Source organism: Pseudomonas sp. B424 (assembly GCF_055408345.1).
This window is the reverse complement of the sequence record NZ_JBUZTL010000037.1, coordinates 1-17,923: the sequence shown is the minus strand read 5'-3', so window position 1 is coordinate 17,923 and position 17,923 is coordinate 1. Positions and strand designations below refer to the sequence as shown.

Annotated in this window: 10 protein-coding genes, 1 tRNA gene and 1 pseudogene; 10 read left to right on the top strand and 2 right to left on the bottom strand. The window is 55.7% G+C overall.

Going from position 1 to position 17,923, the window contains the following annotated elements; translation table 11 throughout:
• Window positions 1–328: 328 nt before the first annotated feature.
• The gene (locus ACZRMS_RS24595) at window positions 329–571 is read right to left on the bottom strand and encodes a DNA-binding protein (protein WP_463997432.1); all 243 of its coding nucleotides are present in this window, start codon (window positions 569–571) and stop codon (window positions 329–331) included.
• Between the two features lie 81 nt (window positions 572–652).
• On the opposite strand from ACZRMS_RS24595, the gene ACZRMS_RS24590 reads away from it, so the two are divergent.
• The 10 genes and pseudogenes from ACZRMS_RS24590 to ACZRMS_RS24545 form a co-directional block, all read left to right on the top strand.
• The gene (locus ACZRMS_RS24590) at window positions 653–1,033 is read left to right on the top strand and encodes a helix-turn-helix domain-containing protein (RefSeq protein WP_463997446.1); all 381 of its coding nucleotides are present in this window, start codon (window positions 653–655) and stop codon (window positions 1,031–1,033) included.
• Window positions 1,034–1,148: 115 nt separating this feature from the next.
• A complete protein-coding gene (gene gacA / locus ACZRMS_RS24585; RefSeq protein WP_463997431.1) occupies window positions 1,149–1,787 on the top strand; it encodes a response regulator transcription factor GacA in 639 nt (212 codons plus the stop codon).
• 2 nt (window positions 1,788–1,789) lie between these two features.
• Window positions 1,790–3,613, top strand: coding sequence for an excinuclease ABC subunit UvrC (gene uvrC, locus ACZRMS_RS24580; RefSeq protein WP_463997430.1), 1,824 nt, complete (start codon window positions 1,790–1,792; stop codon window positions 3,611–3,613).
• A 32-nt stretch (window positions 3,614–3,645) separates the two neighbouring features.
• Window positions 3,646–4,203: a CDP-diacylglycerol--glycerol-3-phosphate 3-phosphatidyltransferase gene (pgsA, locus tag ACZRMS_RS24575; protein ID WP_048361487.1), complete on the top strand. Its 558-nt coding sequence runs from the start codon at window positions 3,646–3,648 to the stop codon at window positions 4,201–4,203.
• Between the two features lie 66 nt (window positions 4,204–4,269).
• Window positions 4,270–4,345 (top strand) — tRNA-Gly (locus ACZRMS_RS24570).
• Between the two features lie 179 nt (window positions 4,346–4,524).
• On the top strand, window positions 4,525–4,656 hold the full coding sequence (locus tag ACZRMS_RS24565) for a hypothetical protein (protein ID WP_463997429.1): 132 nt from the start codon (window positions 4,525–4,527) through the stop codon (window positions 4,654–4,656).
• A gap of 225 nt (window positions 4,657–4,881) precedes the next feature.
• Window positions 4,882–6,600 (top strand): ShlB/FhaC/HecB family hemolysin secretion/activation protein, encoded by a 1,719-nt coding sequence (locus tag ACZRMS_RS24560; protein ID WP_463997428.1) that lies wholly within the window; start codon window positions 4,882–4,884, stop codon window positions 6,598–6,600.
• Window positions 6,601–6,630: 30 nt separating this feature from the next.
• Entirely contained in the window at window positions 6,631–15,618 is an 8,988-nt protein-coding gene (locus ACZRMS_RS24555) for a two-partner secretion domain-containing protein (RefSeq protein WP_463997427.1), read from the top strand.
• Complete coding sequence (gene imm40 / locus ACZRMS_RS24550; RefSeq protein ID WP_463997426.1) at window positions 15,618–15,947, top strand: Imm40 family immunity protein; 330 nt, start codon at window positions 15,618–15,620, stop codon at window positions 15,945–15,947. Before ACZRMS_RS24555 ends, imm40 begins: the two co-directional genes overlap by 1 nt.
• Before the next feature lie 255 nt (window positions 15,948–16,202).
• Window positions 16,203–16,463 (top strand): annotated as a pseudogene (locus tag ACZRMS_RS24545) (transposase); the annotation flags it as partial.
• A gap of 262 nt (window positions 16,464–16,725) precedes the next feature.
• Here the strand turns inward: ACZRMS_RS24545 and ACZRMS_RS24540 are convergent.
• Window positions 16,726–17,751 carry an IS110 family RNA-guided transposase gene (locus ACZRMS_RS24540; protein WP_463997425.1) on the bottom strand — a complete coding sequence of 342 codons (1,026 nt, stop codon included), beginning with the start codon at window positions 17,749–17,751 and terminating at the stop codon, window positions 16,726–16,728.
• Between the last annotated feature and the right edge of the window lie 172 nt (window positions 17,752–17,923).

Sequence of the window (17,923 nt, the reverse complement as noted above, 5' to 3'; positions counted from 1 at the left end):
GTTGTTCGCGCACACAGCTGCAGCCAGACGCGAATCGCGTGCGGTCTTGCAAATGTCTGTGGCGGCGTGATGCAACATGGGTTGTCTCCGATTGATGTGTCGCAGCTTACTCGAGGCGAACGGGCCTGTTCAATAAAAAAATACTATGTGGACTGGCCGTAAAGGCTATCGCCTGTACGTTTACAGGAGGAGGGCGGTGTTCCTGCGCGGGCATCCCGAACACTTGGGCCCCTGCTGCCGGGCTTTCTGGCCCTGTTGCTAGGCATGCAGCAGTGGAGGAAAACGGTCTGAATACTAAATCGGGAGTCACGCCCGAATAAGCGCATACTCAAACGAGCTCGTCACCTTTCATTTCTACCGAAAGTGTGGTCAGGGGGGCGATGATGCCGTCCTTCATGCCCAGAAGAACCGCTACTTTGTGGGCTTCACCACGCTTCCCTTTTTTGCGCCCGGCGAGCACTTGATAAGTGGTTGCCGGGTCGACTCCATGTTCCCGAGCGAACTCTTGAACGGATTTCCCCTGGTATTCCAGCCATGCCTTGGCTTGTGCGGCAGTACGGATTCCGGTCATAGTTCAAAACCGTTCAAAGTTGTTTAATATTTTTTGATTATACCATCCTTGTGGGTGTTTAAAATGGGATCCTTCATCCAAATGAGTGGAATTGGTGTGCGCTTGCGGCAGGAAAGAGAGCGGCTGGGTTTGTCGCAGAAATCTTTTGGCGAAATCGGTGGTGTCGAGGCAAATGCCCAAGGCAAATATGAAAATGGCGATCGCGCGCCCAAGGCGGACTATTTGTCCCGCGTCGCAGGCCGTGGCGTGGATGTGCTTTATGTCTTGACGGGCACCCCTACGCCAACATTGATCGAAAATATCAGCCATTTAGAAGAGAAAATCCTGATCAGCTTTCGTGTGCTGCACAAGGAAGATCAGGCGGCAATTCGCCGGTTAACCACGACCCTGGCCGAGTATTCTGCGCCTCAACTTTTAAAAGAGCGCCTTGGCCCTCGGGATGTTGATCCGGTCAAGGAATGAATCTTTACAGGATTTAACTTTTTAACGAGGATAGTTGACGTATGTCGGTAGGTTGGCTGAAGAGTTTTTGCTAAGGTGTCGGCAATCGAACAAGACCAATTTGCGAGGTGTCGACTTGATTCGGGTTCTAGTGGTCGATGATCACGATCTTGTGCGTACAGGGATCACACGAATGCTGGCCGATATCGAGGGTCTGCAGGTGGTCGGTCAAGCCGAGTCCGGTGAAGAGTCGCTGCTCAAGGCTCGTGAGTTGAAACCGGATGTAGTCCTGATGGATGTCAAGATGCCTGGCATCGGCGGCCTGGAGGCGACTCGCAAGATGATGCGCAGCCACCCGGACATCAAGGTGGTCGCCGTGACCGTGTGCGAAGAGGACCCTTTCCCTACACGTTTGCTGCAAGCAGGTGCCGCGGGTTATATGACCAAAGGCGCAGGCCTGGCTGAAATGGTCCAGGCGATTCGCCTGGTGTTCGCCGGCCAGCGCTATATCTGCCCGCAGGTTGCCCAGCAATTGGCGCTCAAGTCCTTTCAACCTGCCAGTGATTCCCCCTTTGATGCCTTGTCGGAGCGCGAAATCCAGATCGCGTTGATGATTGTCGGCTGTCAGAAGGTTCAGGTCATTTCAGACAAGCTGTGCTTGTCGCCCAAGACGGTCAACACCTACCGCTACCGCATTTACGAGAAGCTCTCGGTCAAAAGTGATGTTGAGCTGGCCTTGCTGGCTGTTCGTCACGGCATGGTCGATGCTGGTTGACGATGACTGACGTGTTCGACGCAAGTGCATTTCTTTCGACCTGCAGTGGTCGGCCTGGCGTGTATCGCATGTTCGACAGCGATGCGCGGCTGCTTTACGTGGGCAAGGCCAAGCACCTTAAAAAGCGCCTGGCCAGCTACTTCCGCAAAACCGGACTGGCGCCAAAAACGGCTGCGCTGGTTGCCCGCATCGCGCAAATTGAAACCACCATAACCGCCAACGAAACCGAAGCGCTGCTGCTTGAACAGACGCTTATCAAGGAATGGCGCCCGCCGTACAACATCCTGTTGCGCGACGATAAGTCCTATCCGTATGTGTTTCTGTCCGACGGTGATTACCCGCGCCTGAGCATTCATCGCGGCGCCAAGAAGCAAAAAGGCAAGTACTTCGGGCCTTACCCCAGCGCGGGGGCTATTCGGGAAAGTCTGAGTATCTTGCAGAAGACTTTTCTGGTGCGTCAGTGCGAAGACAGTTACTTCAAAAACAGAACACGCCCTTGCTTGCAGTACCAGATCAAGCGCTGCAAGGCGCCCTGTGTGGGGCTGGTTGACCCCAAGGAGTATGCCGAGGACGTACGTCACTCGATCATGTTCCTTGAAGGGCGCAGCAGCGCGCTGACCGACGAACTCAATAGTGCAATGGAGCAGGCTGCCAGTACCCTCGATTTTGAGCGTGCCGCAGAAGTGCGTGACCAGATTTCGCTGCTGCGCCGGGTGCAGGACCAGCAAAGCATGGAGGGCGGTACGGGGGATGTGGACGTGATTGCCGCGTTTGTGAACCCTGGCGGCGCCTGTGTGCATTTGATCAATGTGCGCGGGGGGCGGGTATTGGGCAGCAAGAACTTCTTCCCTCAGGTCGGTATCGAGGAAGATGTGGCCGAAGTCATGGCGGCGTTTCTCGGGCAGTACTACATCAGCAGCCCCGAGCGCGACCTGCCAAGCGAGCTGATCGTCAACGTGGAACACGAGAGTTTCGGGGCCATTATCGAGGCCATTGAAGAGCTGCGGGGCCGTGAGCTGGCAATCAGCTACCGGGTGCGTGGTACCCGGGCACGATGGCAGCAGTTGGCCGTTACCAACGCCGAGCAGGCCCTGGGGGCTCGTCTGGCCAACCGCCTGCATGTGGCGGCGCGCTTTGAGGCCCTGGCTCAAGTATTGAAGCTCGACGAGATTCCGCAGCGGCTGGAGTGCTACGACATCAGCCACTCCAGCGGCGAGGCAACGGTCGCGTCCTGCGTGGTGTTTGGCCCGGAAGGTCCGATCAAGTCGGACTACAGGCGTTTTAATATTGAGGGCGTCACCCCCGGGGATGACTATGCCGCCATGCACCAGGCGTTGATGCGTCGCTTCAGCCGGCTGAAAGAGGGGGAGGGCAAGTTGCCCGACATTTTGCTGGTCGACGGGGGCAAGGGACAGCTTTCAATGGCCCGTGATGTGCTCAATGAACTGGCCGTTCCCGACCTGATTCTGCTCGGCGTGGCCAAGGGTGCGACCCGTAAGGCCGGTTTTGAAACCCTCTATTTGAATGACGCGGCCCATGAGTTCACATTAAAAGGCGACTCGCCGGCCCTGCATTTGATCCAGCAGATCCGTGACGAGGCTCACCGTTTTGCCATTACCGGGCATCGCGCCCGCCGCGGCAAAACCCGTCGAACCTCAACCCTGGAAGGCATTGCAGGGGTAGGGCCGACGCGTCGCCGAGATTTATTGAAACATTTTGGTGGCTTACAGGAGCTGTCTCGTGCAAGCATCGAGGAGATCGCCAAAGCACCCGGGATCAGTAAAAAGCTCGCTGAGTTGATTTATGCAAACCTGCACAGCGAGTAGAATGCCACCTCACCTCGTAGCCAGTTGTGCCGATGAATATCCCTAATTTGATCACCGTACTACGCGTTCTACTTATTCCTTTCTTCATTCTGTTGTTCTACATGCCGTACAGCTGGAGTTATGTAGCCGCCAGCTCAGTCTTCGCATTTGCGGCGGCGACAGACTGGCTTGACGGGTATCTGGCCAGACGGCTGGAGCAAAGTACGCCTTTTGGCGCCTTTCTGGACCCGGTCGCCGACAAGCTGATGGTTGCCGTGGCGTTGGTTTTGCTGGTGCAAGAGCATCACAATGTGTGGCTGACCTTGCCGGCAGCGGTGATTATTGGCCGTGAAATTGTCATCTCCGCGTTGCGCGAGTGGATGGCAGAGCTGGGTGCGCGAGCACAGGTTGCCGTATCTAACATGGGTAAATGGAAAACTGCGGCGCAAATGCTGGCCCTGATTATCCTGCTGGCCAATCCATCCGATTTCAGCTTCTGGGTATTGGTGGGGTATGGGTTGCTGCTGGTGGCTGCCGGGTTGACCTTATGGTCGATGCTTCAGTATCTGCGGGCTGCCTGGCCGCATTTGAAGACCACCTCCGTAAAATAAATAAAACTTTTTGAATCAAGAGGTTGACGCATTCTTTTAAACCTATAGAATGCCCAGCACCAAGACGCGGGAATAGCTCAGTTGGTAGAGCACGACCTTGCCAAGGTCGGGGTCGCGAGTTCGAGTCTCGTTTCCCGCTCCAAATTATGGTTATGAGGGCATCAACTGAATTTCTGTTGCTCCCTTAAACCTGTGAAAAGCGACCTTAGGGTCGCTTTTTTCGTTTGTGGAGTTCCATCAAGATCTCCCTTCAGCCCACGGAAAGTTGTACTGAATTCCGTCTTTTGAAATCGGCTGGCTCCCCCCAAAAAAAGACGACGTATGCAGGACACCTGGCTGATGACGCTGGCCCGGTCGACAGCTGAAAAATTACATAGGAAAAGCCCCGTTGCTGAAAAGCAACGGGGCTTTTTCGTTTTTGCTTTTCGATTTGGGGCAAAAGCCATGGCCTGAATCAGTTCTGTGGTTATGCGGGTGTCTTTGGTTTTGTAGTGCATCACCCAGGGATTACCCGCAAGAACATTCCGTCCTCGCTTTCAGATCGGTCCTAAATACTTTTTAACCAAGAAAGCAAAAGATTCCGTCCTCGCTGGACCGCAGCAATTACGCGGTCGCGCAAAACGCAAAAAGGCATTGGCTTGCTCACTGCCAAGTCAATGCGGCATGGACGGAATCAGCATGTTTAAATTTCTCCTTGGGAAGAGGTTGTTATCTTTGGTTTTGTTCGGTTGCCTGGCGGGACCGAGCTCTGCCGTGGCGGCCCCGCTACCGACACCGGGTGATCAAGAGTTGATTCGTGATCGCCAAGAGCGATTGCTTGAAGAACAGCGGCGCCGACTTGAAGAACTCCAGGAGTTACCGGGTAAAAAAGAGGCCCCCACGACCCCGGTTGCCGCAGCTGGCAGCCGCTGTTTTCCTGTTAAGACCATCGAAGTCAAAGGTGCCGACAGCCTACCCGCGAATGAGCGCGAGGGTGTGCTCAAGCCTTACATCGGGCAGTGCCTGGGCGTAGCACAACTTAACGAATTACTTAAAACCATCACCAACCACTACATAGACAGGGGGCTGGTGACCAGTCGCGCTTACTTGCCGCAACAGGACTTGTCCCAAGGTCATCTGCAAGTGCTGGTGGTGGAAGGCAAACTCGAAAGTTTCAAGGGCGCCGACAACAGCAAATTATCCAGTCGAGAATTGGCCATGAGTTTTCCCGGCCAGCCTGGTAATCAGCTCAATCTGCGGGAAATCGAGCAGGCGATTGATCAGCTCAACCGCTTGCCATCCAATCAGGCGCAAATGGAGCTGGCACCGGGCAGTGAAGTGGGTGGCAGCGCGGTGGTGGTGAAAAACAATCCGCAAAAGCCGTGGCGCGTCAGCCTGTCGCGTAACAACGACGGCCAAAAGAGCACCGGCGAGCAACAGTGGGGCACAGGTTTTGAGTGGGACAGCCCGCTAGGCCTGGCGGATCAACTGGTTCTGCGCGGTGGCCATGATGCGATCAGTGATCACCAGAAATCCTCGAAGAGCGCGATGCTCTACTACAACCTGCCATGGGGCTGGTGGAACTTCGCTTATACCTACAGCCAGAGTGATTACCGCTCGGTGGCCCAAGCCAACACCTTTGATTTCAAGCAAACCGGTGACAGTGCAAACCATCAACTGCGCGCCGAGCGGGTGGCCCATCGCGATGCGATGAGTAAAACCTCGCTCAATGCCGGTTTGGTGCATATGCGCTCCAACAACTATGTAAGAGATTCACGACTGCGCAACAGCAGCCACCGTCTTAGCGAATTTCAGCTTGGCATCAACCACGGTCGACGTATCGCGAGTTCCTTCGTCAACTTGGATGTCGGAATGCAAAACGGTATCGGCGCCTTTGATGCCCAGGGCAGTCACAACCCCAAACCGAGCATGCCAGAGGCCCGCTACCGCAAATACACCGCGACCATCAGCTATTTGCAGCCATTCAAGCTATGGGGCGAGTCCTTCAGTTTTAGCAGTATGGCCACCGGCCAACGTAGTGAGGATGTGTTGTTCAGCCCGCAACGCATAAGTCTGGGCGGTTCAGCCTCGGTGCGTGGCTACAAAGACCAACAACTTTCCGGCGACGGTGGCGGCTACTGGCGCAACGACCTTCGCTGGTCGCGCCCTGTAACCCTGGGCTGGCTGCGCCCGGCATTTACCGATTACGGCACTAGCCTGGGCTACGACCAAGGCGTAATTCGCCACGGTCGTTACAACCGAGAGGCTAGTGGTCGAGTCTCCAGCAACTCGCTGGAGCTGTTTGCCCGTGGCCGTAACCTCAGCGCCAGCGTGACCTTTGCTCACTCTCTGGAACGACCGGATGTGCTCACCGAGCGCGAAGCACCGATCTACTTCCGTATGGATTTTTTCCTGTAATTCAACGCTTTGTTGTATCGAGAAACTGACATGGATGACCGGCAATTAGCCTTTTCGGCCCGCCAGCCTTCGGCGGCCTTGCAATCCCGCGAGTCATTCTGGGGAATGCCAAAACGTGGCCTGGCCTTTATTTTGGCCAACTCGATCTTCTGGCATCCACTGCTGGTGCAGGCCGAAGCCATCGTCGTCAGCGGGCCAGGCACAAGCCTGGGAGCAGCAGGCAATGGTGTGCCCATCGTCAATATTGCAGCACCCAATGGCAGCGGTTTGTCGCACAACCAGTTCAGTGACTACAACGTCGGTGCCAATGGCCTGATCCTCAACAACGGCATCGACCGTACGCAATCGACCCAACTGGGCGGGATTATCCTAGGCAACCCGAACCTGCATGGCAATGCTGCCAACATCATCCTCAACGAAGTCAACGGCGGCAGCCCCAGCCAGTTGCGCGGTTACACCGAAGTGGCGGGGCAATCGGCCAAGGTGATCGTGGCCAACCCGTACGGCATTACCTGTAATGGTTGTGGTTTTATCAATACTCCGAGCGTCACGCTGAGCACGGGCAAACCGGTCTTTGGCAATGGTCGTCTGGATCGTTATCAGGTCGATGGCGGCACAGTGACCATCGACGGTCAGGGCTTGAACGCCAGCAATGTTGATCGCTTCGACATCATCACCCGCTCGGCGAAGATCAACGCACAGATCAATGCGCGCAATTTGACGGTGATTGCCGGTCGTAACGACGTCAATGCCCAGACCCTGCATACCACTGCGCGTGCAGATGACGGCAGCGCCAAACCGCAGTTGGCGATTGACTCCAGCGCCTTGGGCGGGATGTACGCAGGTGCGATCAGGCTGCTGGGCACCGAAGCCGGTGTCGGGGTCAGGCTGGACGGTACCTTGGCGGCCAGTGGCGGCGATATTCAGCTCGATGCCAATGGGCATTTGAGCATGGCTCAGGCCACGGCTGGTGGCGCTATCAACGTTAAAGCCGCGAGCCTCCACGCCCAAGGGGCGGTCTATGCTGGCACCACACTGGATATGCAGGCCCAAGGTGATTTCACCAGTCGTAAAAACCTCGTTGCCCGCGACAGCATCAAACTCTCCAGTGGCGCGCAGTTGACCAACCACGGAGTTATCGAAGCCGGGGTCAATGCAGACAATTCGCGCAACACGGCTGGTGATGTGCAAATCAACGCACAGACACTGACCAACACGGATGCCAGCATCGTCGCCAGCCGCAAATTGACGGCTAACGCCCAGACACTGAGCAATCAGGGTGGCACGCTGAGTGCCAAACAGATCGCCAGCATCCGCGCAGGCACCCTGGATAACCAGAACAAAGGGCGGGTTCTGAGTAGCGGCAGTCTCGACCTCAAAGCCTATCGGTTGCTTAACACCAAAGGCCTGGTTTCAGCCAACAGCGTCGACGCCCGGATCGGAAGCCTGGATAACCGCAATGGCATGCTCAGTAGCTTGGGTGAGCTGGGTTTGAACGTTAACGGAGAAGTGCAAAATCAGGGCGGTGTGGTGGTGGCTGACGGTAGCGCCCATATCAATGCTGTTCACCTCGACAATAGCAGCGGCAACATTTCCAGCAAACGTAACCTCAAGGTTCAGGCACAGGACCTCGATAACCAGAATGGTCAACTGATCGGCCAAGGTCTTGTCCACCTGACCAGCAACACCCTGGATAACCGCCAGAGCGGTCTGGTTGGCGGAACCCAAGGGCTGCGGCTAGATGTGGCAGATATCGACAACCGCGGCGGCGAAATCACCAGCCAGGCGGACGTGACGCTGACCGGTGATCGTCTGGACAACACAGGTGGCAGGCTCTCCAGCCAAAAAGACAGCAGCCTTGTCTTCGGCTCCGGTTTAGACAACAGCCAAGGCCTGATCAGCACTGAAGGTTTGTTGAATATTTCGGCGGCGACTCTGGTTAATAGTCTGGGCAGGCTGTCCAGTGGTGGCCAACTAAGTGTGGCCACCAGCGGCGTCCTGGATAACCGGGGGGGAAGCCTGGTAACCAATTCTGGCCTGGACGTGCGCAGCGCCAGTCTCGACAACAGCGAGAAGGGCACCCTGAGTTCCCGGCAAGCGCTACAGATCAACACCAGTGCGCTGAATAACCAGAGCGGCGGTAGCATCAACACGGCTGACGACCTCGCTATCACGGCGGGGCAGTTGGACAACCGTGGCGGTAGCATCGTTAGCGCCAAAGCCCTGAACGCCAGTGTCACGGGTCTGAACCAGCAGGGCGGGAAACTGATCAGTAACACCGCACTCACCCTGGATCTCAATCGCGGTCAGTTAAACAACCAGGGCGGCCTGATCAACGGGCCGCTGCTGGTGCTGAAAAACCTCAAGGGCGTCAATAACCAGGGTGGCGAAATCTCCAGTCGCCAAGGCTTTACCTTGATGGCGAACTACCTCGACAACAGCAATGGCCAGCTCCTGAGTGATGGCGCGCTGTCCTTGCGCATTGCCCAGGCCCTGACCAACATCAAGGGCCTGATCGCCGCTGCGACAGTGGATGGGCGAGCGGCAGACCTCGATAACAGCTCCGGCTCCCTGACCAGCCTTGGCGATCTGCAACTGTATGTTCAGGGCCTGTTGAGCAACCGGCAGGGCCTTATCGAAGCGGGCAACACCCTGACGGCCAGCAGTGGCGAGTTAGACAACCAAAATGGTTCGTTGCTGGGCAAGGCCATCACACTGGACTTCAGTACCGCAACGGGCGATCTGAACAACGCAGGCGGATTGATCACCACCAAAGGCCCTTTGACCCTCAAGCATCTACGTGACCTGAACAACCGTGGCGGCGAGATTTCCACCACGCAAACCCTCAGCCTGAGTGGCCGCAACCTCGATAACACTACCGGCCAACTGATCAGCAATAACCTGTTGGCCATCAATGGCGACCACCTGCTCAATCAGGGCGGGTTGATTTCCGGCTGGCAGGGCTTGAGTGTCACCGGTGTAACGCTCGACAACCGCAACAGCGGCAAGCTGTCCAGCCTTTACGGCAACCTTGATGCACACCTCAGTTCCAGCCTTTTTAACAGCGACGCAGGTGTTCTGGTCAGCCAAAAAAACCTGACTGTTACAGCTGCTGATCTGGACAACAGTGCCAAGGGCAATATAACCAGTGCTGGCGCCCAAACCCTTCACGTAAACGGTTTACTGAACAACGCCCAAGGCGGAGTGATCGACAGTGGCACGGCTCTGGACCTGAGCGCGTACGACCTCGACAACAGTGCTGGCAGCATCAATAGCGCCACAGCCACAACCCTCGACCTGCCTGGCACCTTGACCAACACTCGCGGCAAACTGTCCAGTGGCGGCCCGCTGCTGATCCAGCGGGCGACGCAGATCGACAACCAGGGCGGTGAACTGGTCAGCCGGAGCTTGCTGACCCTGTTGACTGCTGGCCTGGACAACCGTAACCGCGGCACAGTCGCGGCGGATGGCAGGTTGGAAATTAGCGCCAGTGGTTTGGTGCAAAACAGCAATGACGGCCTGATCTACAGCCAGGACGCCGACCTGAAACTCACCGCCAACCGCCTGGACAACGTCAAGGGCAAGGTGCAAAGCAAGACCAGCCTGCATCTGGATATTGCCGACGATCTTGATAACCAGGGCGGCAAATTGATCGCCCAAGACGGTGACCTCAACCTCAAAGCCACCAATCTGGACAACCGTGCAGGCGAACTGGCCAGCCTCAAAGCTGCCCTCGATGCTCGCGTAGTCGGCGTACTGCGCAACGGTGTGGCAGGGGTTGCCCAAGGCCAGCGACTGAACCTGAACGCGGGCAGTATCGATAACCTCGGAGGACGCATTTCCGCGCAAACCGGTGATGCCTTTATTACCACCGGCGTTTTCGATCACCGCGACGGTAGCCTCTTCGCCAAGGGTTTGTTGAAAGTTACCGGCACCTCCTTTGATAACAGCGGCGAGGTAGGCGGGCGTGTGGCTGCGCAGCAAGTCAGCTTCGATCTGAGCGGCGTCCTGAATAACCAAAAAGGCATCATCGAAAGTGCCAGCACCCTCAATGTCAGCGCCGCCAGTGTGGATAACCGGGCAGGGCAACTGCGTACCCTGGGAAGCAGCGGCAATACCCTGTTCCAGATTGGCGGGCTGCTGGACAACCGTAACGGCACCCTTGAAAGCGCCAACACTGACTTGACCTTGCTCGCGGGCAGCCTCCAGAACGCTGGCGGCAAGGTACTGCATTCAGGTAACGGCACCTTCGCCATTGATCCGTCGCTCCTCGACAACGTGGGTGGGAGTCTGGTTAGCCGCGGCGCGATGACCATCAGCCAGGACACCTGGACCAACAGCAGCGTGATTCAGGCTGCGCGCCTGACGGTCAACGTCAACAGCCTCAAGCAAACTGCCAACGGCCAGTTACTCGCATCCGACCGTTTTGTCGGCACTGGCGGGAACTGGTCCAATGACGGTTTGCTCGCCAGTGACGGCAATCTGCGCCTGAACCTCGATGGTACCTACTTGGCCAGCGGCCGGGTCAGTAGCCTTGGGGGCCTGGACCTTGCCTCTGCGCGCATGAACCTCAAGGAAACCGCCACCCTGGCCGGTGGCGGTGATACCCGGGTCACTGTGGCGGGACAACTGCATAACGCCGGGCGCCTGACCTCTGCGACCGACCTGAACTTGTTTGCCGGTGATGTGACCAACACCGGCACGCTGGGCGCGGGGGGCAAGCTAACACTCGATACCGACACACTGCTCAATCGCGATGGCCTGATTTTCAGTGGCGCCGACATGCAGTTGCTGGCTTCCAGCTTCACTAACGCCTATGCACAGGTCTATGCCCTGGGCGATGTACTGATTGCCAGAGATGTTGACCTGAGCAAAGCCGACTTGCTGGAAAACCGCTCGGGTAATATCGAGAGCGCGAAGAATCTCACCATCAGCGCCATGACCGTCAACAATGTCAGGGATGTGCTGGAGTACTCGGCCCATGAAAAAAGCTCGGTGACCGTTACCGAGCTTGATTGCAATGCAATACCCATTGCTGGCTGCGACTTTCGCAGTGGTGGCCGTCGAAACGGCCTGTGGCGAATTGATGAAATCGACAGCCTGAAAATTACCCGTAGCACGCTTGCGTCAATGTTGAGCAGTGGCGCGGATCTTGAGATCAACGCCGGGACACTGAATAACCACAGCAGCACCATCGCCGCTACAGGCAACCTGACTGCCAACGCAGACACCGTTAACAACCTGGGCGTGCAAGGGCAGGAGATCAAGGCCACCCGCACTTACTGGAACTATGTCACACAGATTTTTGCAGCAGTTCCGGCGGCAGCCCACTTCAATGCCAAGAACAGCCCGACTCCTTCGGCCACTGTCGAAGCAGACCTGAGCTACTTTATTGGCTTGTTGGGCGGCGGCAAACTCTCGCACACCACCACTACCCGGAACATCGAAGGTCAGTCCTACGAAGCCATCATTCAGGCCGGCGGCAGCGTCGACCTCAATGCCGAGCAGAACATCAACAACAGCGTTGCACGGGCTTACTACGACTACGTTGCTGCTGGCCGCACCCCAACCGATACGGGGGCGGGGAATGGCTACTCAACGCCGATTCAGATCAACTCCCAATTGCCGCCTGATGTGGCGCAACAACAGGTCAACCCGGTAGGGTTACCCGGTTTCAGCTTGCCTGAAGGGCAGAACGGCCTGTTCCGCCTGAGCGCACAAGACAGCAGCACGCCGACCACTGACGGTCCGCAGAGATGGGCCCTTGGCGGCTCCAGCGTCGCCACGGTAGATCGCCCGCCAACCACCCTAGTCGACCTCGGGGCTTTAGCCGGCTCAGCAACCCCGGTCGACGGCCAGGCCATCAATCGCGTACAAGGCCTGCCTGATGCAAACAGTGCCTCCCGCCCGCACAAGTACCTGATCGAAACCAACCCGGCACTGACCAACCTCAAGCAATTTATGGGCTCGGACTACCTGCTGTCGAAGTTGGGTCACGACCCGGACCAAAGCCAGAAACGCCTGGGGGACGGCTTCTATGAACAACGCCTGATCCAGCAGGCTGTCACCGCCCGCACTGGCCAGCGCTTTATCGACGGCCAAACCAGCGATGCGGCGACCTTCAAGTACCTGATGGACAACGCCATCGCCAGCAAGCAGGCGCTAAACCTGTCTGTGGGTATCACCCTCACAGGCGAACAAGTCGCGGCCCTGACCCACGACATCGTCTGGCTCGAAAACACCACGATCAACGACGAGCAAGTACTGGTCCCGGTGTTGTACCTGGCCCAGGCCAACAATCGGCTCGCCCCCAACGGCGCATTGATTGCCGGTAACGACGTCAAGCTGATCGCAGGCAAAGACCTCAACAACCTTGGCACCCTGCGAGCTGGCGAAAATCTCTTTGCCAGTGCGGGCAACAACCTTGTAAACAGCGGCTTGATTGACGCTGGTAACCGTCTCGACCTGCTGAGCGGCAACAACCTGAGCAACAAGGCAGGCGGCATCATTGCCGGGCGCGACATAAGCCTGACGGCGACCGGAGGTGATGTACTCAACGAACGCACCATCACCAGCCATAACAGCAGCAACGGCTACCGTACCGAACGCACTGATTTTGTGGACAACGCCGCCCGCATCGAAGCGGCGAACAACCTGTCCCTGCAAGCCGGGCGCGACGTCAACAGCGTCGGTAGCCTGATCAAAAGTGGCGCAGACACCACCATCAAGGCGGGTCGTGACGTCAACCTTGTAGCTTCAGAACAGCGCAAGAGCCAGGTTGCTGGCACGCTGTCTCGTGGCGACAGCACCACTCAATACGGCTCGGTCATCGAGGCGGGCCGCGACTTCCAGATCGTTGCAGCGCGAGACATCAGCGCCATTGCAAGCCAGATCGATGCTGTCCGCGACATCGCCATGGCCGCTAGCGGCGACCTGATCCTGGCCTCGGCGGCGAACGAACAACACAGCTCGCTCAACACCAAAAAAGTCAAAACCCGGGACGACCAAGTCAGCCAGGTATCGACCACGGTCAAGGCTGGAGGTGATGTGACCTTGAGCGCCGGGCAGGACTTGGCATTGGTCGCCAGCCGGGTCGAGGCGGGGGGTGAGGCTTATTTAGTGGCGGGTGGGAATCTGGGCCTGTTGGCTGCGCAGGACAGTGATTACTCGCTGTATGACATGAAGAAAAAGGGTGGGTGGGGAAGCCAAAAAACCAAGCGTGATGAAGTTAGCGATATCAAAAACGTTGGCAGCGAAATCAAGAGCGGTGGCGATCTGACCTTGAGCAGTAATGGTGATCAGCGCTATCAGGCGGCCAAGCTTGATAGTGGTAACGACATCATGATCAGCAGTGGTGTCGCTGTGACGTTTGAGGCGGTTAAGGATCTGCATCAGGAGAGTCACGAGAAGAGCAATGACAATGCGTTTTGGGTTTCATCCAAAGGCAAGGGCAACACCGATGAAGCTGTTCGGCAAACCCAAATGATTGCTGAAGGCAGCATCGTCATCAAAGCCGTTGATGGCCTGAAGATCGACATAAGGCAGGTGGATCAGCAAACCGTCAGCCAGTCTATCGACGCGATGGTCAAAGCAGACCCGCAATTGGCTTGGCTTAAAGATGCAGAAAATCGTGGTGATGTGGATTGGCGTCAGGTCAAGGAAATACACGACAGTTTCAAGTACAGCAACTCTGGGCTTGGGCCTGCTTCGCAGATCATTATTGCAATTGTGATGGCGGCATTTGTAGGGCCAGCAGCAATGGGGGCGATGACGGCAGCAGGAGCTACTAGTGTCGGAGTTGCAGCCGGGGTAGGTGCCGTTGCAGCGGGTGCGGCGACAAACGCTACGGTCAGTGCTGTGAATAATCGCGGCAACCTTGGTGCGGTGATCAAAGACGTCACTTCGTCAGATGCGATGAAGGGTTACGTGATATCAGGTGTTACAGCCGGTGTTACCGCTGGTTACTTTGATGACTTAACGGGAACCAAAACTAATACGGGAACCAGCAAGGTCAACGTGCCGCTCAATACCTGGAAAGGTGCTGGGCAATTTGCAGCAAATCAGACGCTGAAAAGTGGTACTTCTTTGGCCTTGAGTAAGGCATTGGGGCAGGGTGGTAACGTCAGCGATGCGTTGAAAAATGCGTTGTTCAACACCTTGGCCGCAGCTAGTTTCAATGCAGTAGGTGATTACACCAAAGACGTCTTCAGCGACGGATCAGCGCAAAAAATCGCAATCCAAGGCATGGTGGGGGGCTTGCTGGCTGAAGCTACTGGCGGCGATTTTAAAACCGGAGCTTTAGCCGCTGGTGCTAACGAAGCGCTCGTGGGGCACCTGAACAACCTAGTCAAAGGCGATGAAAGCCTGCTAACCATGAGCTCACAGATTGTCGGTGTATTGGCTGCGGCCGCTCAAAATGATGTTGATGCCAGCAAGCTGGAGAAAGGGAAATGGATTGCGCAGAACCTGACGCAATACAACTTTCTGGAGCATCTGCCACCAGGTTTGGTTGAGTATGGGCGAGCAGCAACCACTCTAGCGCAAGACATGCAAAGTAAGGGCGCCACCAATGATGAAATAGCCCAAGCACAACTGGCGTTGGTCCAAGGACAAGGTTTTGATGGTGTTCAACCTGCTACTGAGTTCGTTACGGCCTGGGGCATGTTTATGGCCGGCGAGATCACAGGTGTGGGGCTTGCGGCAATGTTAGGAAGGATTGTATCGGGGAGAGGGAAAGGATTTGGCACGGTAGCAGATGATTTTTTTGCGGGAGCTAAATATACTAATAAAGTTAATGGGCAAATAAAAATAGGTGATTTACATGCTTTTCCTGAAAGCGTTAAAGCTTTTCAGGGCTCTGGGCAAGTGACGAAAATTACTGGAGGTGATGGAGTGGTTAGAGATATTTTGAAGATACCCGGCGAGTATCGTGGTAAACAAGGAATGTTCGAGTTTATAAAAGAAGCAGATGGTTCAATAAATCATCGTCTTTTTAAACCAGACCTTGGGCAGCAATGATGAGTGATATATGGCCAGTTAAGATTGCTTCGATCCTAAGCTCAGGCATTTTGCTAGTATCTTGCGGAGTAAATAATTGGGCTTTTAATCGTGAAGAAGCTTTGTCTGTTATTTGTGAGCTTGAAGATATTGGTGTGGCGATTTTGGGGGGAGATGTATATAGGCTAATCAATGGTGAGTTGGAGTGTACCTATGATAGCTGGTATTGTGATGAGGGTGTAGGTGAATCAGAGCTGGAGTTTGTAAGGCGTAGTGCAAGTAAGGCTAGGGATTATATAAGAAATTATATGGTGAGCGACGCCCTGTTTGCAGTAGTTCCTAAGTTTTGACAGAATAAAAAAGCAATCAAAACTAGATGGGTTTATTTTTCTAACAGTGTCGCTGGGGTAAATTATGGTCAGTATTGAAAAGGGGACGGATTTATTTTTCACAAAGCTCGTGTGAAACTTCCAGGGAGGAGGGTAGGCCGTGTTATTTTGCCAAATTACCCGCATCACGTTGTACAGCGTGGTCACAATAGTGTAGTGGTCTAATGAAACCGGACACCCTTTTAGGCGAGAATACTCGCCAGATCGAGGTGTCAGATGACCAAACAACGCCGTACCTTTTCCGCTGAATTCAAACGCGAGGCTGCCGACCTCGTGCTCAAGCAAAACTACAGTTTCATCTAAGCCAGTCGTTCACTGAATCTTGGTAAGTTGGCGCTGCGCCGCTGGGTCGACCAGCTTCAGCAAGAGCGCACCGGCGTCACGCCCCAGAGCAAGGCCCTGACACCAGAGCAGCAAAAAATCCAGGAGCTGGAAGCCCGAATTGCTCGCCTTGAGCGGGAAAAATCGATCTTAAAAAATCTATGGTCACCCCCTTTTTTTGCAATGCTGATTCATGGGCGAAGTAGTTGGCTTGCTTAAATCTATCCGGCGTCTATTGGATGATTCACCCGCGCCATGATGAGAGTCGCGCCTGACGATCCTGAAAAGGCTAACGGCTTCTTGCTGAGCCAATTTTTAAAACAGGTTCTTCGTCAGGCCGGTAGGCCGTTTACGTCATCCATTATTCAGCTATCGCAAAACCTGAAAGGTGAATCGTGGTACAGCAACAACTGCAGAATCAGGCGTTCAAGGCGTCTGGCCCTGCTTCGTATTGCGTATGGTGCGCGGCCATCGCCCAAGCGATACGCGCCAGCTTGTTAGCCAAGGCACAGGCCACGACATTAGAGTGGCGTCGGCTCAGCAATGAGCGAACCCAGTCGGCCAAGGCTCCTTTCTGGTGATCGAGTCTCTGCATGTAGACCCTGGAACATTGCACCAACAACTGTCGAAGGTGCTTGTCGCCGCGTTTACTGATCCCCAGTAAGTTGGCCTTGCCGCCGGTGCTGTATTGCTTGGGTACCAAGCCCACTGATGCGGCAAAGTCCCGGCTGCATCGGTACTGCTTGCCATCGCCCATCTCCACAGCCAGCAGGCTGGCGGTGATCGGGCCGACACATGGAATGCTCAGCAAACGACTTCCCAGATCATCGTCGGCCAGTTGGCATGCCAACTCTTTATCCATTGCCTTGATTTGCTCATCCAGATAGACGAAGTGATTGTGCAAACGCTGCAGCAGCACCGTCAGACGAACGGGAAGTTCATGCTCAGCCAAAACAACTGCCAGACGCTTCATGATGGCCAAACCTCTGGGTAAGCTGACGCCAAACTCCAATAGAAAACCGTGCATTTGATTAGCGGTTCTGGTGCGATCACGCACCAACGATTCGCGCATCCGATGGAGTACAGACAGGGTTTGCTGGGATTCAGTCTTGGGCGTAACGAAACGCATCGAAGGACGAGAAGCGGCTTCGCAAATCGCCTCAGCGTCGACAAAGTCGTTTTTGTTCCCCTTGACGAAGGGCTTAACGAACTGCGGGGAAATCAGCTTGGCCGCGTGTCCCATTGCCGCCAACTGACGAGCAACATAGTGCGACCCCGCACAGGCCTCCATTGCCACGACACAGCTCGGCGAGCGGGCGAAAAACTGCATCATTTGCGCCCGTGAACATTTTTTGCGAAACACCTCCCGGCCTGACTTATCCTGGCCGTGCAGATGGAACGTATGTTTACCGAGATCAATACCTATCAGCGCTGACTCGCTCATGATGATGCCCTCCGAAAATAAATCACCCTGCTAAAGCCTAGCCCTCGCAAGGTGTGGGGGTGACCATCTCATTAGGCCACCGCGCTCTTGATGTCGGAAGATCTCGAGCGTTCACGCTGATTGACCAGTTGAGCATCCACGAGCCGGTTGATTGGCTGTGCAAGGTGTTTGA

Bases quoted from the DNA above. Each gene is read 5' to 3' on its own strand.
- ACZRMS_RS24595 (WP_463997432.1), bottom strand. From the start codon at position 571: ATGACCGGAATCCGTACTGCCGCACAAGCCAAGGCATGGCTGGAATAC.
- ACZRMS_RS24590 (WP_463997446.1), top strand. From the start codon at position 653: ATGAGTGGAATTGGTGTGCGCTTGCGGCAGGAAAGAGAGCGGCTGGGT.
- uvrC (WP_463997430.1), top strand. From the start codon at position 1,790: ATGACTGACGTGTTCGACGCAAGTGCATTTCTTTCGACCTGCAGTGGT.
- pgsA (WP_048361487.1), top strand. From the start codon at position 3,646: ATGAATATCCCTAATTTGATCACCGTACTACGCGTTCTACTTATTCCT.
- ACZRMS_RS24565 (WP_463997429.1), top strand. From the start codon at position 4,525: ATGCAGGACACCTGGCTGATGACGCTGGCCCGGTCGACAGCTGAAAAA.
- ACZRMS_RS24560 (WP_463997428.1), top strand. From the start codon at position 4,882: ATGTTTAAATTTCTCCTTGGGAAGAGGTTGTTATCTTTGGTTTTGTTC.
- ACZRMS_RS24555 (WP_463997427.1), top strand. From the start codon at position 6,631: ATGGATGACCGGCAATTAGCCTTTTCGGCCCGCCAGCCTTCGGCGGCC.
- imm40 (WP_463997426.1), top strand. From the start codon at position 15,618: ATGAGTGATATATGGCCAGTTAAGATTGCTTCGATCCTAAGCTCAGGC.
- ACZRMS_RS24540 (WP_463997425.1), bottom strand. From the start codon at position 17,751: ATGAGCGAGTCAGCGCTGATAGGTATTGATCTCGGTAAACATACGTTC.